Source organism: Cellulophaga sp. RHA19 (genome assembly GCF_002813425.1).
Classification (GTDB): Bacteria; Bacteroidota; Bacteroidia; order Flavobacteriales; family Flavobacteriaceae; genus Cellulophaga.
In genome coordinates this window covers 3633648-3650859 of the sequence record NZ_PHUL01000001.1, presented here as the reverse complement: position 1 = coordinate 3650859, position 17212 = coordinate 3633648, and the positions used below count along the sequence as shown (strand labels likewise).

12 protein-coding genes are annotated in these 17212 nt (G+C 30.8%); 10 read left to right on the top strand and 2 right to left on the bottom strand.

What is annotated here, in order from left to right:
• Window positions 1–16 precede the first annotated feature (16 nt).
• Window positions 17–922, top strand: a complete 906-nt coding sequence (locus AX016_RS15815; RefSeq protein ID WP_100896534.1) for a helix-turn-helix domain-containing protein — start codon at window positions 17–19, stop codon at window positions 920–922.
• 95 nt (window positions 923–1017) lie between these two features.
• On the top strand, window positions 1018–1779 hold the full coding sequence (locus AX016_RS15810; protein WP_198519451.1) for an SDR family NAD(P)-dependent oxidoreductase: 762 nt from the start codon (window positions 1018–1020) through the stop codon (window positions 1777–1779).
• A gap of 81 nt (window positions 1780–1860) precedes the next feature.
• Here AX016_RS15810 and AX016_RS15805 read toward each other — a convergent pair whose 3' ends face one another.
• On the bottom strand, window positions 1861–2847 hold the full coding sequence (locus tag AX016_RS15805; protein ID WP_198519450.1) for a LacI family DNA-binding transcriptional regulator: 987 nt from the start codon (window positions 2845–2847) through the stop codon (window positions 1861–1863).
• Window positions 2847–3878: a UDP-glucose 4-epimerase GalE gene (galE, locus tag AX016_RS15800; protein ID WP_100896531.1), complete on the bottom strand. Its 1032-nt coding sequence runs from the start codon at window positions 3876–3878 to the stop codon at window positions 2847–2849. The genes AX016_RS15805 and galE overlap by 1 nt, the downstream gene beginning before the upstream one ends.
• Window positions 3879–3995: 117 nt before the next feature.
• Here galE and AX016_RS15795 point away from each other — a divergent pair, with 117 nt between their 5' ends.
• The 8 genes from AX016_RS15795 to AX016_RS15760 all read left to right on the top strand — a co-directional run bounded on the left by AX016_RS15795 (window position 3996) and on the right by AX016_RS15760 (window position 17211).
• Window positions 3996–4994, top strand: coding sequence for a winged helix-turn-helix domain-containing protein (locus tag AX016_RS15795; protein ID WP_100896530.1), 999 nt, complete (start codon window positions 3996–3998; stop codon window positions 4992–4994).
• 1 nt (window position 4995) lies between these two features.
• The gene (gene galK, locus AX016_RS15790; RefSeq protein ID WP_100896529.1) at window positions 4996–6144 is read left to right on the top strand and encodes a galactokinase; all 1149 of its coding nucleotides are present in this window, start codon (window positions 4996–4998) and stop codon (window positions 6142–6144) included.
• A gap of 23 nt (window positions 6145–6167) precedes the next feature.
• Window positions 6168–7187 carry a UDP-glucose--hexose-1-phosphate uridylyltransferase gene (locus AX016_RS15785; RefSeq protein ID WP_100896528.1) on the top strand — a complete coding sequence of 340 codons (1020 nt, stop codon included), beginning with the start codon at window positions 6168–6170 and terminating at the stop codon, window positions 7185–7187.
• A 39-nt stretch (window positions 7188–7226) separates the two neighbouring features.
• Window positions 7227–7988: a hydroxypyruvate isomerase family protein gene (locus AX016_RS15780; protein WP_100896527.1), complete on the top strand. Its 762-nt coding sequence runs from the start codon at window positions 7227–7229 to the stop codon at window positions 7986–7988.
• 56 nt (window positions 7989–8044) lie between these two features.
• Complete coding sequence (locus AX016_RS15775) at window positions 8045–12181, top strand: hybrid sensor histidine kinase/response regulator transcription factor (protein WP_100896526.1); 4137 nt, start codon at window positions 8045–8047, stop codon at window positions 12179–12181.
• Window positions 12182–12418: 237 nt separating this feature from the next.
• Window positions 12419–15238 (top strand): outer membrane protein assembly factor BamB family protein, encoded by a 2820-nt coding sequence (locus tag AX016_RS15770; RefSeq protein ID WP_100896525.1) that lies wholly within the window; start codon window positions 12419–12421, stop codon window positions 15236–15238.
• A gap of 120 nt (window positions 15239–15358) precedes the next feature.
• Complete coding sequence (locus AX016_RS15765) at window positions 15359–15670, top strand: hypothetical protein (RefSeq protein WP_100896524.1); 312 nt, start codon at window positions 15359–15361, stop codon at window positions 15668–15670.
• A 50-nt stretch (window positions 15671–15720) separates the two neighbouring features.
• Window positions 15721–17211, top strand: coding sequence for a sulfatase family protein (locus tag AX016_RS15760; RefSeq protein ID WP_100896523.1), 1491 nt, complete (start codon window positions 15721–15723; stop codon window positions 17209–17211).
• Window position 17212 lies beyond the last annotated feature (1 nt).

Below are 17212 nucleotides of genomic sequence, written 5' to 3'. Positions count from 1 at the left end.
TTACAATTAATTAAGAATGAAGGCTACTACTATTAAAGATTTTTACAGAGAGATAAATGCCGAGCTTCCTGAAGCAATAGGTAAGTATATTGGACACTTTAATATTTTTAATATAGCAGATATGTTAGCTAATTTAAAGACAGATAATGTGATGCCCTACAATAGGCGAATGTATTATAAAATTAGCCTTATCAACGGAAGAAATAGAGCTGAATACGCAGATAAGGTTGTAAATATAGATAAGTATGCATTGTTGTTTGGGTCTCCTAAAGTACCTTATAAGTACGAGCCATTAGATGATAAACAAAAAGGAAAGTTTTGTGTTTTTACAGATGAATTTTTAATAAAATCTAAAAGTGGAGTGGTGTTAGATGACTTACCTATTTTTAACTCTAATGGTTATCCAATATTTCAATTAAGCAAAAAAGAGTATAAAGAATTGGCTGTGTTATTTAAAAAAATGCAAACAGAAATAGATTCGTCTTACGCTTATAAATATGACTTAATTAGGAACTATATTTTAGAAATTATTCATTTTGGACAAAAGTTGCAGCCTAACACTGCTCTGTATTCTGCGCAAACAGCATCAAAAAGAATAACATCCTTGTTTTTAGAATTGTTAGAAAGGCAATTTCCTATAGAGATTACACAGCAACAATTAAAGCTTAAGTCTGCTAAAGATTTTGCAAATAGATTAGCGATACACGTAAACCACTTAAACACAACTTTAAAAGAGAGTACAGGTAATACTACAACTTATTTTATATCTAAAAGAATAACACAAGAAGCAAAATTTTTATTAAAACAAACAAATTGGACTGTATCAGAAATTGCATACTCCTTAGGTTTTGATGAAGTAGCTCATTTTTCAAACTTCTTTAAAAAGCAAACCTCTTTTTCTCCTAATAAATTTAGAAATTAAACTAGTTATTTGAAATTTACAACTATCTCTTTGTTTTTTGTAAGTTAACGCTTTTACTGTTTTAAGACCTTTGTATTTAATAAAAATAGAATATTATGATGCAAAATAAAATAGTTTTGGTAACAGGTGGTAGCCGTGGTTTGGGTAAAAATATGGCTATAAGTTTAGCTAAAAAGGGATTAGATATTATTTTAACTTATAATAGTAGTAAAGACGGTGCCTTAGCTGTTGTTAAAGAAATAGAAACATTAGGGAGTAAAGCCGCTGTTTTACACTTAAATGTTGATGATACTAAAAATTTTGATTCGTTTTTTTTAGACTTAAAAACTGCATTAAGAGAGGTTTTTAATGTAGATAAATTAGACTTTTTAGTTAATAATGCCGGTATTGGTATTAATGAGTCTATTAAAGCAACTACTGAAGATCAGTTTGATAAAATGGTAAACATCCATTTTAAAGCACCATTTTTTCTTGCACAAAAAGTATTGCCATATTTAAATAATGAAGGCGGAATAGTAAATATATCTACAGGTTTAACTAGGTTTACTTTGCCTGGTTATGCAGCGTATGCAGCATCAAAAGGAGCCGTAGAAGTATTGTCATTATATTTAGCAAAGGAATTAGGAAAAAGTAAAATAAGAGTAAATACAGTTGCTCCAGGTGCTATTGAAACCGACTTTGGTGGCGGAGCTGTTAGAGATAATAAGAATTTAAACGATTTTATAGGTTCGCAAACAGCATTAGGTAGAGTAGGAGTTGCTAGTGATATAGGTAGTGTTGTTGCTTTTTTATGCACAGATGATGCTAAATGGATTAATGCCCAACGTATAGAGGTGTCTGGAGGACAAATGATATAAGCTGTTTTTAAATATATGTAACAAGAGTGTTTAGGAAACACACTCTTGTTACAATAGCTTAATTAATTAATTAATTAAATTTTATACAAATTCTGTTGTAATTGTACGTGTATGATACTCTTTAATATTGTTGTTTTTTATACGCTGCAGTACTAATTTAGCAGCTTCTTCACCCATTTTTTTTGCATTCTGATCTATAATTCTAAGACCAGGGTTCCATGCTATTTTAGAGTTATTACAAAAACCTGTGTAGGCAATATCTTCTGTATTTAAGCTACGGTTAATGTTCATAGCTTGCACCAAGGCAATATCATTAGCACCGTAAACTCCATCTACATTTTTAAGTTCTAATATAGCTTTAAGTTTGGTATTTAACTCATCAGTATTGGTGGCGTCTACAATGCAATTGTCTGTAGAAAAGTTATGTTTTTTAAGTGCATCTATAAAACCTTTAGCTCTTAATTTACCGTGTTGTAATTGGTGAATTAAAGTAACCATTATAGGGTTTTTACAGTTCTTATTAATTATTAAATGTTCAGTAGCATTAAATGATGCTTTGTAGTCGTCTACAATAACGCTATCACATCGTTTTAAATCACTTATTCTGTCAAACAAAACAAGTGGCGTACCTTCTCCTATAAGTGTATCTATTTGTTTGTACTTGTTACTTATAGCTGTTTCTTTAGATACGCAAATAATTACACCATCTACATACCCGCCACCTAAAATACTTAAGTATTTAGATTCTTTTTCGGCAGACTCATTGCTTATACTGGTTATTAATTTATAACCATTTTCATCTAAATGTTTTTCTATGCCAACCAATACTTTTGCGTAAAACGGATTTAGTACACTAGGTATAATTAAACCTATATTATTGGTGTATCCTTTTCTTAAACTAGCAGCAAAACTATTAGGTCTGTAGTTGCATTTACGTGCAAAAGCCTGTACTTTTTCTTTTGTGCTAATACTAATTTCAGGACTGTCAGACAGTGACTTAGATATGGTAGAAATAGATAAATCTAAGGCTTTAGAAATTTGTGATAATGTGGGTCTTGCTTGTATCATTACTCTTTTTCTTTTCTTACGTTTTGTTCCCATTTCCATGAAGAGCTAATCATCTCGTTAAGCTCTCTTGTTGGTGTCCACCCTAATTTTTTGGTTGCTAATTTGGTAGCGGCATACAATCTAGGTACATCACCTTCTCTTCTGCTTGTAATTTCATAATTAAGTTTAGAGTTAGTTACGGTTTCAAAAGTTTTTATAATATCTAGTACAGAGTATCCAATACCTGTACCTAAATTAAAATACTCAAAAGATTTTTCTTGCTCCTTATTAACAAGTCTTTTTACGGCTAATACATGTGCTTTTGCAAGGTCTACAACGTGTATATAATCTCTAATAGGTGTACCATCTTTAGTTGGGTAATCATTACCATAAACCATTAGTTTTTCTCTAATTCCTGCTGCAGTTTGCGTAACATAAGGCATTAGGTTATTTGGTATACCTGTTGGTAATTCTCCTATTAAGCCAGACTCGTGTGCACCTATAGGGTTAAAGTAGCGTAGAGATATTGCAGTAAAATTAGGGTCAGAATTTGTTAAATCTTCTAGTATTTCTTCAGCTACTTTTTTAGTATTGCCATAAGGGGAAAAAGGGCGCTTAGTTTTGTTTTTTTCTGTAATAGGTAATGTCTTTGGTAAGCCATATACTGTTGCCGAAGAGGAAAATATAAAATTATTAATATTGTTTTTAGTTTGTGAACTAAGTGAATTTATTAACGAGTAAAAATTATTCTGATAATATTTTAAAGGCTCCTTTACAGATTCTCCTACTGCTTTGTGTGCTGCAAAATGTATAACTGCTAATGCATCTTTATGAGCTTTAAAAACTTTATTTGTTTCTGCTTCATCTTTTAAATCTACTTTTACAAAAATTGGTGTTTTACCTGTAATTTGTGAAATTCTGTCAATTGTTTTCTCTGTAGAATTAGATAAATCATCAAAAATTACAACTTCAAAATTACTTTCTAGTAGCTCAATAACTGTGTGAGATCCTATATAACCACAGCCTCCAGTTACTATTATTTTGTTTTTCATCTTTTTTTGAATTTAGTTGTATTTAGTTTGAAGTAGCTATATTAAGAATTTTTTTTCAATTAACCATACTAGTACCTACTAGTTTGTTTTTTTGAGTTTTTATTTTATATTTGCCTTATGGGTATAGTTTCTATAAAAGGTAATTCTGGAATACCAAAGTACAAGCAAATTATAGTTTCTATAGAAGAAGCAATACGTGGCGGTGTGCTAAAAAAAGGAGGTAAATTACCGTCTATAAATAGTATAAGAGATAAACATAAACTGTCTAGAGATACTGTTTTAATGGCTTTTAATGAGTTAAAAACTCGTGGTATAGTACAGTCTGTTGCAGGTAAAGGGTATTACTTAATTAGTGAAGATGTTACTGTATCTCAAAAGGTTTTTTTGCTATTTGATGAGCTAAACTCTTTTAAAGAAGATTTATATAATTCTTTTTTAGAAACCCTAGGAGATAATGTGCAAGTAGATATCTTTTTTCATCACTTTAATCCAGATATTTTTAGCAAATTAATTTATGACAACATAGGAGCGTATTCTTATTATGTTCTTATGCCTGCTAACCTTAAAAATATAGGTCATATTGTAGAAAAGTTGCCAAAGGATAAGGTGTATATTTTAGACCAAACTAATAAAGAGTTAGCTTCATACCCATCTATTTATCAAAATTTTAAAAAGAATGTATTTAGTGGGTTGCAAGAAAGTGCTTCGTTAATTTCTAAATATCAGAAAATGATATTGTTGTTTTCTGAAGACAAGCAACCACAAGGAATATTAGAAGGTTTTAATGCATTTTGTGATACAAAAACAATAGCACAAGAACAACTTAGTAGTTTGCAAAACAGAACGCCAGCCAAAGGAGAATTGTATTTTATTTTAGATGATAGAAGCCTAATTTTTTTACTAAAAAAGATACAGCAGCAACAGCTTGTTTTAGGTATGGATATAGGTATTATTTGTTATAACGACAGCCTTTTAAAGGAGGTTGTAGAAGGTGGTATTACTACAATATCTACCAATTTTAATACAATGGGAGCACGCTTGGCACAAATGATTTTGTCTAATGAAAATATACAAATAGAGAACCCAAATAGTTTAATAGTCAGAAACTCATTATAAGATGAATAAGAAGTTAATAAAAGAGGTTAAAAATAGTTTTAAACAGACATTTAAAACTAAACCACTTATGGTTTTTTCTCCAGGTAGAATTAATTTAATTGGTGAACATACAGATTATAATGATGGTTTTGTTTTTCCTGCAGCTATAAATAAGGGTATTGCTTTAGCCATACAAAAAAGTAAAAATAAAGTATCTACAGTTTATGCTTTAAATAAAGAAGAGACATATCAATTTAGTTTAGATACTGTTTCTCCGTTAGAGAACGGAGGATGGCGTAACTATATTTTGGGTGTTGTTGCAGAAATAAAAAAGCGAGGCATAGAACTAGGTAATTTTAATATTGTTTTTGCAGGTAATATTCCTGGTGGTGCAGGTATGTCTTCTTCCGCAGCATTAGAAAACAGTGTTGTTTATGGACTTAATAAACTGTTTAAGTTAGGTATTTCTAAAAAGGAGATGATTCTAATTTCACAACAGGCAGAGCACAATTACGCTGGTGTTAAATGCGGAATAATGGACCAATACGCTAGTATGTTTGGTGTTAAAAAAAGTGCATTATTGTTAGACTGTAGAACTATAAAATCTAAATTATATAAAATTAATTTTGGAGATTATAAGCTGCTTTTAATTAATACAAATGTAAAGCATGACCTATCTGAAAGTGCTTACAATGACAGGAGAGAGGTTTGTGAAAAAGTATCGGCTAAGCTTAACATAAAAGCTTTGAGAGATGCTACAATATCAGATTTAGATACAATTAAGTCAGATATTACAGATGAAGATTACCAAAAGGCATTGTATATAATTGAAGAAAATTTACGTGTTAAAGAGTTTTCTAAAGCTATAAAGGCAGATGATATAAAGCAACTAGGAGAATTGTTGTACAAGTCTCATAATGGGTTAAGCACGCAATTTAAAGTAAGTTGTAAAGAACTAGATTTTTTAGTTGACCACACAAAAAATAACCCAAATATTTTAGGAGCTAGGATGATGGGTGGCGGCTTTGGTGGCTGTACAATTAATTTAATTTTAAAGTCTGAAGTTAAATCGTTTAAAAAAGAAATCTCAAGTCTTTTTAAAAGAGAGTTTGGTAAAGATTGCTCTATTTACAACGTAAAATTATCAGACGGAACACAAAAAATAAAATAACACAATCACAATTCTATTATATAATGAATACAGATTTACAAGATTTTTCACATAAACGTTTTAATATATTAACTGGTGAGTGGGTTTTAGTTTCTCCGCACAGGGCAAAAAGACCTTGGCAAGGGCAAAACGAAGCTGTTTCTAATGAAGTTAGGCCAGCGCACGATCCTAATTGTTATTTATGTGCAGGAAACACTAGAATTAACGGCGAAATAAATCCAGATTATAAAGACGTTTTTGTTTTTACAAACGATTTTGCTGCTTTACAAACAGACTCAAAAACATTCTCTGTTAATGATGGTTTGTTTAAGGCAGAGAGTGAGCAAGGTATTTGTAAAGTAATTTGCTTTAGTCCAGACCACTCTAAAAGTTTGGCAGATATGGCTGTAGAAGACATTAATAAAGTTGTTACAACTTGGCAAAAAGAATATGTAGAGTTGGGTAGTAATGACACCATTAATTATGTTCAAATTTTTGAAAACAAAGGAGCTGTTATGGGGTGTAGTAATCCGCATCCGCACGGACAAATTTGGTCACAATCTACTTTACCTAACGAAATTATAAAAAAAGAGAAGGAGCAAAAAGAGTACTACGCTAAAAATAAAAGAAGCCTTTTAGGAGATTATTTAAAGCAAGAAATAGAAGCAAACGAGCGTATTATTTATAGTAATGATGACTTTGTTGTGCTTACTCCTTTTTGGGCAGTTTGGCCTTTTGAGGCTATGATTGTACCTAAAAAACAAACTCAGGATATTAGTAAATTATCAGATAAAGAGGCTACAGCGTTTGCAGATGCAATTTCTGCAATTACTAAGGCGTATGATAAGTTGTTTAATACTTCTTTTCCTTATTCTAGTGGTATACACCAAGCGCCAACAAATGGTAAAGATAATAGTCATTGGCATTGGCATATGAGTTTTTACCCACCATTGTTACGTAGTGCAACAGTTAAAAAGTTTATGGTTGGTTATGAGATGTTTGGTTCTCCACAAAGAGACATAACAGCAGAACAAGCAGCAACAAGATTAAGAGATTTAATTTAAAACAATATAAAACCTGTTTAGCAAGTAAACTATAGTGCCATGAGAAATAATATAAACCACAGTGTTTGTCAATGGTGTTTTAACGACACTCCTTTAGAAGATTTTTTAATTATAATTAAAGATCTAGGGGTTACTGCTATAGATTTAATAGGACCTAAAGATTGGCCTTTACTTGCTAAGCACGGTGTACATTGTGCTATGTGTAATGGTGCAGAAATTAGTTTGGAACAAGGTTGGAACAATCCAAAGTATCACCATCAACTTATAAAAAACTATACAGAATTAATACCACAGGTAGCAGTGGCAGGCTACACAAATTTAATTTGTTTTAGTGGTAATAATGATGGTTTAGATAAGGAAATCGGTTTGCAAAATTGTATAGATGGCTTGTCTAAAATACTGCCTTTAGCAGAAAAGCATAATGTGGTTTTACAAATGGAATTGTTTAACCAAGTAGATCATCCAGATTATATGTGCGACTCGTCTGAATGGGGAGTAAATTTGTGCAAAAAGTTAGATTCTACTAGTTTTAAACTTCTTTTTGATATTTATCATATGCAAATACAAGAAGGGGATATTATAAGAACAATTAAAGAAAATCATAAGTATTTTGGTCATTACCATACCGCAGGTGTTCCTGGTCGTAATGAAATAGACCATACCCAAGAGATAAATTATTCTGCAGTTATGAAAACCATTGTAGACACTGGTTTTAAAGGGTATGTAGCACAAGAGTTTATGCCTTTATCAAAAAATAAAATACAATCCTTAAGAGAATCTTTCTTAATATGTGATGTATAATTTTTATCTTGTGGGCTGCCGTATTTTCAACAAAGAAAAGACGTTCTAAATTTTATATGGGTAAAAAAGTAAACATATTAATAGCATTATTTTTGTGTGTTTTTTGCGTTTCTAATGCGCAAGAAAAAACACTTAATTATTCTCAAAAATTAACAATTTCAGAAGGCTTAGCTCATAATGGAGTAACTTCTGTTTTAGAGGATTCTAGAGGTTTTTTATGGCTTGGTACTTATGAGGGGTTAAATAAATACAATGGGTACGAGTTTAAGGTTTACAAAAATACGCTAGATCAAAATATATTAACTAGCAACCGTGTACGTACTATTAATGAGGATTTAAAGGGTAATATTTGGATTGGTACAGACCAAGGTGTTTCTATTTACAATTATGATAAAGAAGCTTTTAATAAATTATACTCCAATAAAGAATTAGGCAAAGGTAACAACGGGCCAGTAGTTCGTAAAATTCTAATAAACAAAAAGCATAAGTTAGTCTTTTGTGCCACAGAGGGCAACGGAATTTTAATTTTTAAGGATGATTACACTTTTTTAAATCAGTTTTTTTTACCAGGAAGCTCAGACAATAAAGAAATTACTTTTTTTGATGCGGTAGCTCTAGATGAGGATAACTACCTTTTTGCTACCTCTGGCGGTTTAGTGCTTTATAATATAGAAAAAGCAAAGTTTAAAAAGGTTTTAAGTAAACACATTAATTCTAGTCCAGCTATTTTAAAGCTGAATAAAAAGACAATAATTGCAGCGTGTTCTAACGGAGTCTCTATTGTTGAATTTCAAAAAGAAAATAATACAATCTCTTTAAAATTTGTAGAGAAAAAGTTAAACGAAAATCAGTTTAACAGTATTTCTAAAGATGAACTTGGTAATTTATGGTTGGGTACATTTACAAACGGTATAATTCGTATAGATAATACCTTAGACTTTATAAAAAAGAAAGAAGCTAAGACATCATCATTTTATTTTGAAAAAGGTTTAATGCGTGTTAGTGCCATTGCAGCAGCAACTAGTACGGGTTGTTGGGTGGCTACTTTTAATGAAGGTATTTATAAGTTTGATGTTGATGAAAATCCTTTTAAAAATTACAATACAGACTTAAATTATAAATACGGTTTATTTTCTAATAATATTTCTTCTATTTCTCCTTTAGATGAAGACAGGGTTTATGTTACAGCTAGTAGAGGAGGTGTGGGCTTGTTTAACACAAAAACTAATAGGTTTGAGCCTTTACCCTTTAATTTACCTAAAGAGTATGAGCGTAAAGTAGCCGGTTTTTTTGTAGACTCCAGAAAAAATTTATGGATACAAATTACTAATAGAGGTCTTTTTAGAATAAAAAAAGGAGAAACAAAACTATCTAAGATTTTAATTAATAGTGATTTGGATAATGATTTTATTAGACCCAGAAGAATAGCAGAAGATAAGGATGGCAACATTTGGATGGCTTTTGTAGATGAAGTTTTTAAAATAAAAACAAATCAAGATGGTGATATTCTAAAGGTAGAGTATCTTTTTAATAATCCATTCTTTAAAAAAAATAAACCAACATTGTCAAGGGTAGTATATGTAGATCCGTTATATAACTATGTTTGGTTGGGTACAGATTTAGATGGCTTGTACAGGATAAATAACTCTGGAAAAGACTTAAATGAGGCAGAAGTAAAACACTTTTCAAACAATAAAAATGATAGCCTATCTCTTCCTAACAATTTTGTTACATCTTTAATAAGATTGCCAAATGATGAGCTTTGGTTGGGTACAGAAGGTGGTGGTATTAGTCACGTTTTAGAAAGTAGTACTTTGCAACCTAAGTTTATACCTTACACAGAAAAACAAGGCTTGTCTAATAACGTAGTTAAAGGTCTTCAGTCAGATAAAGATAATAACCTGTGGATTTCTACAAACATAGGATTAAGTAAGTTTAATGTTAAAGACAAGAGCTTTAGAAACTTTAATAAGTCTGATGGATTGCCTTTTGAAGATTTTTGGTATGCTAGTGCAAAATTAAACAATGGTAAATTTTTATTTTCTGGTTTAGATGGTTTTTGTTTTTTTGATCCTAGTAAAATATCAAGCAAAGAAAACTTACCTAAATTACAGTTTGATGATTTTAAAATATTTAATAAAAACATTTTTCCGGGTGATACAGTAAATAATAGGGTATTGTTAGATAAGCGTATTGGAGATATTAATACATTAAAATTAAAACACAATGAAAATGTTTTTTCTTTAGAGGCTGCCAGTTTACATTTCTCTAATACTCAAAATCATAGTATAAAATACAGGTTGTTACCTATAAATAAACAATGGATAGAAGTACCGTCTAACCAAAAAACAATTTACTATAATGGTTTGCAACCAGGGGAATATGAGTTAAGCGTAATGGCGTCTAACTCTTTAAATGAATGGACAGCTCCTAAAAAACTAAAAATAGAGATTTTACCTCCTTTTTGGAAAACAACTTGGGCTTACCTACTATATGTAATGCTTGCCGTATGTTTTATTTATGTTGTAGTGCGTATTATTTTAAAAATACAGTCTTTAAACCACAAGGTAGAAATAGAAAAAATAGAAAAGAGAAATGTTAACGAGGTTAATGAGGCTAAACTTCGGTTTTTTGCAAATATATCTCATGAAATAAAAACACCACTTACACTTATTTCTAGACCATTAGATATATTATCAGAGCGTTTTAAAAATAATGAAGATGCTAGTGAAAAACTGAATCTTGTTATGAGGCAGTCTAAAAAAATACAACAATTAATAGAGCAGGTATTAGATTTTAGAAGAGCAGATGCCAACCTCTTAAAAATGAATTACTCTAGATTTAGTTTTGATGGTTTTGTAAAAGACCTAATTATAGATTTTAATTTTTTAGCAGAAAACGATTCTAAAAAGCTTGTTGTAGAAAAAGAAGACTGTAGTATAACAGTAGCTGCAGATAAAGATAAACTAGAAAAAGTATTTAATAATTTATTAAATAATGCTTTTAAATATACAAGCTCTGATGATGTTATAACAATATCATACAAAAGTGTAGATAAAGATTTAATTGTTACTGTAAAGGATACTGGTAGAGGTATAGATAGTGTAGATCTTGAACATATTTTTGAGCGTTTTTATCAATCTCAAAAAGAAGACAATGCTCATATTAGCGGGTCTGGTATAGGTTTAGCTTTTTCTAAGCGTTTGGTAGAAATGCACTATGGTTTTATAAAGGCAGATAGTGAAGTTGGTAAAGGAACAGAGATTACGGTAAGGCTACCAATTGTAAAAAATAATTTACCAACAGATAAAGAGGTTCCAGATGATTTAGACCTTCCTAAGGAAAAAGAAGTAACTGTAAATAATAAGTTAATACAAGAAAACTCGCCAGCAAAAATTATTGCTACAGGAGATTTTTCTGATTCTTTAATTTTTTATGCAGAAGATAATTTAGAAATGAGAAATTTTGTATCTAAATTATTGTCTAAGTTTTTTAAAGTAAAAACCTTTAGAAACGGAAAAGAGTGTTTAGAGGCAATGGAAGATGAGTGGCCAGACATTGTAATTAGTGATGTGCAAATGCCAGAAATGAATGGTTTGGATCTGTGTTTACGTATAAAATCAGATTTAAAAACAAGTCATATTCCTGTAATTTTACTAACTGCTTTAAGTAATATAGAAGATCATTTACAAGGTATTAGAGATGGTGCAGATGCCTACATTAAAAAACCATTTAATGTACAGCGTTTAATTACAAATACAGAGGCTTTGCTATCTACACGTAAACAGCTTAGAGAGCGTTACCAAATTGGCATACCTTTAACTAAAGAGAACAATAAAAATAATAGAAACGATAATGCTTTTTTAGAAAAACTCTATAGTTTAATTGAAGAAAACTTAGACAATCAAGAGTTTGATTTAAATAGCCTTGCTAAAGAGCTGTATTTAAACAGAACGCATTTTTATCAAAAAGTAAAAGTACTTACCAACCAAACACCGTTTGAGCTTTTAAAAATATATCGTCTAAAAAAAGCAGCAGAACTACTTAGTCAAAAAGGATTAGCTGTAAACGAGGTGTATATTATGACAGGATTTAAAAGTAGAACGCATTTTGCTAAAATCTTTAAAGAGAGGTATAATATTTCTCCTGGGAAGTATGCAGCAGAAATTAATAAGAAATATTCATCTGAATAAAAAAATAAGGTTTTTAAGGGTTTTTTACTGAAAACTACATCATATGTATGTGTAAGTACATTAAAAAGTAAAAACTGAGCTTTATTTACAGTGTAAGTCATATGTTAGGAGACTTATAAATTAGTTTTTATTTTGAGTTAATATTAAAAATGAAAAGGTGTTTTGCACCTTTTTGTTTTTTTTAGAGTAAACTGTTATTAACTCAATTTTGTAAATAACCACTTTAGACCAATTAAAATGAAAAAAGTAAAGCTGTTTTTAATATATGTATTGTTTGCAGGTATTTTTATGATGCAGGCTCAATTAGAAAAAACAAATTTTAAAAATAAAGGTATCGTTAGTTTAGAAACCGGATATACTATTACTAAGGTACGTACTGCTATAAATAAAAATAAAAGCTATGTAGTAGCTACTACTTTTGAAGGTGCTGTTTTAGGTGTTGCTTATGATGGTAAAGTGCTTTGGAAAAATAAATTATCTGGTTTTATGAACCATGATATATGGAGTAAAGATATAAATGGTGATGGCGTAGATGAAATAGTAACAGCTAATGCAGATGGCACTATTTATTGTTTAAATAGCAAAGGTAAATTACTTTGGAAGTTTAAAAAGAATTCTGCTCCAATGTATGCTGTATGTGTTATTAAAAAAGAGGGTAAAGCATATGTTGTTGCTGGTGGTTTTGATAAAAGTATTTATTACATATCATCAACCGGAGAAATGGTTAAAGAGATAAAATCATCAACCTATTCTATAGAAAAGCCTTGGGCAAAGTTTAAAAAAGACTTGCCAGAAAGTAATGTGTCTACAGCTAATTTTTTAAGGCCAATACCTCAAAAAAATGGTGATGATGTTTTAGCTGTTTTAGGTACTAATAATCATATGAATGTACCAGGAACAATGTATTTATTTAATGCGTTGGAAAACCTGCCTTTTAGAAAAGACAAAATAGCCATAAAAGGTAAAAGAGTACGTGTTATAGGTTCTTTTACAGTAGAAGATTACGCTACTAAAGGAGAGCAAATGGTTATATTAGGTACCTCTGCACATTCTAATGATAGTGCTATTTTATTATACAATCCGCAAACGGGTAAAGTAACATATCATAAAAATACTAAAATACCTTTTGGGTATGATGTTACACATACTGTAACTATTAAAGAAAACAATAAGACGCTCTTTTTAACACGTGTTAGAAATCAAATTAGGTTATTAGACCTTAATTTAAATGAAAAAAAGGTAGAGCGTATTATAGGTAAATATGCGTATAATGACCTGTGGAAAGATCCCAAAACTGGTTATGTTATTTTAGCTAGTGCCCAGAGTGGAGGTAGTAGTATTCATATTATAAATACAAAAAGTAAGTCTTGGAAAAAAGACTTTGAAAAGTTAACACCTCCAGGAAAAATAGAATCAATAATAGCAAATACAAAGGCAACAAGAGCAGATTTACAAAAATACACGCCAGTAAAAACAAAAAGAAAACAATTACCAGTGTATTTAATGACAGAGAAGGTACCTTCTACATTGGAGCCTCTTAAAACTGAAATAGAGAAAAAATACCCAACTCCTGTGTTTTTAAATTCTAAACATTTACCAGAGGTAGAAAATTGGGATAGATCTAGTTTAACAAATGAAAAATTTAGAAAAAAACGAGATCGTAGAAAAAAGTATGTTTTAAGTCAACAACAAGCAGTAGACTTAATTACTAAAGAGTATAACAATGCTCCGGGTTTGGCATATTGGGCTGGTCATGGCAACGATCCGTATATGTTTAGTTTAGCTACCACTAAAAAAGTTTTAGATGCTGCTAATGGTAAAAAAACGGTTCTTATTTACCCAGAGATGGAAGACCACTCTGAGGATCTTAATTTTATGGTTAACAATTTATTGTATCCGCTGGCAACCTACGCTAAAGATAAAAATGCTAATATATTTTTACGTTCTAAAAACGTATTTTGGTTGGGGTCTAATTACTTAGATGCTTGGTCTGGCTTAATGTCTGGTACTTATGCAGATGTTTTTGTACCTGCTATGGAAGAAACTACAGATAAAACTATGGAACTTAGTTTAGCTGGTAGAACTGGTATGTGGGCAAGTGGTGCTGTAAACTCTTGGGGTACACGTGCTGTACCAGACAATACTGCTTTTGATAGGTCTAGGCAGTATGGTTCTCAGCAATTACCAAATCATTTTTTAAGAATGCTAATTTTTCACACAGCAAACGGTGCGCAATACATAAATAACTTTGCAGTAGACCAAGAGTATGTAAGTGTGTACTGGGAGTTAATAGCTAAAGGGGTTTTATTTGTTCCTAAAAGAGAAGAAATAGTAAGTTTTTCTCCTGTGCATTTAAGTATGAAATCTCCTGACGAGCATTTTTTAGATGATGGTTCTAATGTAAAATGGACTATAAAATACAATGAAGAATTTGAAAAAAACAACCCTTTTGTTTTTAGTAGAATGAATGGTTCTTGGCCTGGTGCTCCCGTAACAGAATGGGATTTTTCTAACTATGCAGCAGGTGTAAATGAGCGTAGGTTAAACTTTTTAGCGCCTTATAATAATGGTCTAGTTTTAATTACACCACCACAACAAGGTGTTTTTGCTGCTAAAAATGTAGATAGAGGTTCATTAGAATCTTATTTACACCCTTTGTATAAAAATATAACTAAAGAGTATATAACAGATGGTAAGTCTTACTTTTCTAAAGATGGCAAGCAAGTATACTCAGCAGATACATACTATAAAACAGTAGAAAAATCTATAAAAGAAAGCGCTAAGCTTTTACCTATTACTGTAACAGGAGATGTTGCATGGGTAGTTGCACAAATTGCACCAAAAACACTTAGGATAACACTTATAGATAGTGGGTATTTAAACCCAAGTAATAAGCAAGCTACAGTAAAATTTAATACAGTTACTCCAGTAAAAATAACAGACGTTTTAAACAAAGAAACTTTTAAGGTTAAAGCTGTAAATGCCTCAACAACAATTAATATTCCTTTAGGTTTATTTCGTTTTATAGATGTAGAGCTTACTAAAGAGTTAAAATAAGATTTGCTTAAGATAATATTGTGTTTATTATTTAGAGCTACATTTTATTTATTTACAAGTACAACAAAAGTTAGTCTCATAATTAAGTTTACGTTAAGCTAAACCTTAAAAAATTTAATTATGAGAATTGTAAAATTCATGTTACTACTATGTGCTTTGTGTTTTATAACTACAGCAGTTGCGCAGGATAAAGAAGCTAAAACTAAAAAGAAATTTGGTTGGATAGATACCAATAAGGATAATGCAATAGATTTAGCAGAAATGATTGCATTTTACAAAGACAAGACAAATAAAAAAGGGAATAAAATTGATGCCGAATTACTGTTTTTGGGCTTAGACGCAGACGCAAATAATAGCATTACCCTAAAAGAGCTTGGTCAAAAAGTAAACTGGAAAGCAGCAAAGGAAAAAAGAAAAGCTAATAATAAGTAGTCGTAATATCTTCAGTAAAAAATAGTAATATCAATTTATATCCTTATCAAATGAAGCGTGTATTAAAAAGGGTGACTTTTATAGCTTTTAGTGTTTTACTATTTGTTAGTTGCAACTCAAAAAAGAACAATAAAATAACAGATAATAAAGTAACAAATGTAGTTGCTAACCCAGCATCACCAAATATAATTTTGTTTGTAGCAGATGATCATGGTATAGATGCTTTAGGTACTTACGGTAATACTGTTATAAAAACGCCAAATTTAGATAAACTAGCTACAGAAGGTACAAAGTACACAAATGCATATTGTACAAGTGCTAGTTGTGCAGCAAGTAGATCTGTGATATTAACAGGTAAGTTTGGACACGCAACGGGCTCTTATGGGCACGTACATGATTACCATCATTTTAGTACGTATGATTCTATTACATCGTTACCTGTTTTGTTAAATAAAGCAGGCTACACTACAGCTCGTATTGGCAAGTACCACGTTGCACCAGAAAAAGTATATCATTTTAATACGGTTTTAGAGGCTAACCCTAGAAATACTGTAGAAATGGCAGATAAATGTGCAAGCGTGTTAAAATCTGATAAACCATTTTTTCTGTATTTCTGTACAGATGATCCACACCGTGGACAACCTTTTACTCCAGAAGAATGGGATGTTCCTAACAGTTTTGGAAACAAAAAAGAAGGGTATAAAGATGTAGAAACTGTAACCTATAATCCAAATGATGTTTTGGTGCCATCTTTTTTGCCAGATACAAAACAGACAAGAGAAGAAATTGCGCAATACTACCAAAGTATTTCTAGAATAGATCAGGGTTTTGGTAAGCTTATGGCTATGTTAAAAGCAGAAGGTAAAGAAAAAAATACAATTGTTATTTATATTTCAGATAACGGTATGGCGTTTCCAGGAGCAAAAACATCAGTACATGAACCAGGAATAAAATTGCCTTGTATTATAAAAGACCCAACTGTTAAAAAAACAAATGTTACAAGTAGTGCAATGGTTTCATGGGTAGACTTAACGCCAACTATTTTAGATATGGCTAAGGTAAACAACAATAAAAACAAATTTCACGGTTCTTCTTTTAAATCTACAATTGGTAAAAAGGAAGCAAAAGATTTTAATGAGATTTATGCTTCTCATACATTTCATGAAATTACAATGTACTACCCAATGCGTGTGGTTAGGAGTAACAATTATAAACTTATTTGGAACATAGCTTACCGTTTAGAGTATCCTTTTGCATCAGATCTTTGGGCATCTTCTACGTGGCAAAGTGTGTACAGAACGCACCAAGAGTACTTTGGGCCTAAAAAAGTACAAGACTTTTTGTTTAGACCGGAGTTTGAGCTTTATGATTTAGATAAAGACCCTAATGAGTTAAACAATTTAGCAGGTAAAGAAGCTTATAAAAACACATTAGAAAACTTAAAAAGTAAGCTTAAAAGTTTTCAGACAAAAACATCAGATCCTTGGAAAATTATGTGGAACCATGATGCATCCTTACAAGGAACTGGTGTAAACTTATAAT

Coding starts and splice junctions, on each gene's coding strand:
- AX016_RS15815 (WP_100896534.1), top strand. CDS start 17: ATGAAGGCTACTACTATTAAAGATTTTTACAGAGAGATAAATGCCGAG.
- AX016_RS15810 (WP_198519451.1), top strand. CDS start 1,018: ATGATGCAAAATAAAATAGTTTTGGTAACAGGTGGTAGCCGTGGTTTG.
- AX016_RS15805 (WP_198519450.1), bottom strand. CDS start 2,847: ATGATACAAGCAAGACCCACATTATCACAAATTTCTAAAGCCTTAGAT.
- galE (WP_100896531.1), bottom strand. CDS start 3,878: ATGAAAAACAAAATAATAGTAACTGGAGGCTGTGGTTATATAGGATCT.
- AX016_RS15795 (WP_100896530.1), top strand. CDS start 3,996: ATGGGTATAGTTTCTATAAAAGGTAATTCTGGAATACCAAAGTACAAG.
- galK (WP_100896529.1), top strand. CDS start 4,996: ATGAATAAGAAGTTAATAAAAGAGGTTAAAAATAGTTTTAAACAGACA.
- AX016_RS15785 (WP_100896528.1), top strand. CDS start 6,168: ATGAATACAGATTTACAAGATTTTTCACATAAACGTTTTAATATATTA.
- AX016_RS15780 (WP_100896527.1), top strand. CDS start 7,227: ATGAGAAATAATATAAACCACAGTGTTTGTCAATGGTGTTTTAACGAC.
- AX016_RS15775 (WP_100896526.1), top strand. CDS start 8,045: ATGGGTAAAAAAGTAAACATATTAATAGCATTATTTTTGTGTGTTTTT.
- AX016_RS15770 (WP_100896525.1), top strand. CDS start 12,419: ATGAAAAAAGTAAAGCTGTTTTTAATATATGTATTGTTTGCAGGTATT.
- AX016_RS15765 (WP_100896524.1), top strand. CDS start 15,359: ATGAGAATTGTAAAATTCATGTTACTACTATGTGCTTTGTGTTTTATA.
- AX016_RS15760 (WP_100896523.1), top strand. CDS start 15,721: ATGAAGCGTGTATTAAAAAGGGTGACTTTTATAGCTTTTAGTGTTTTA.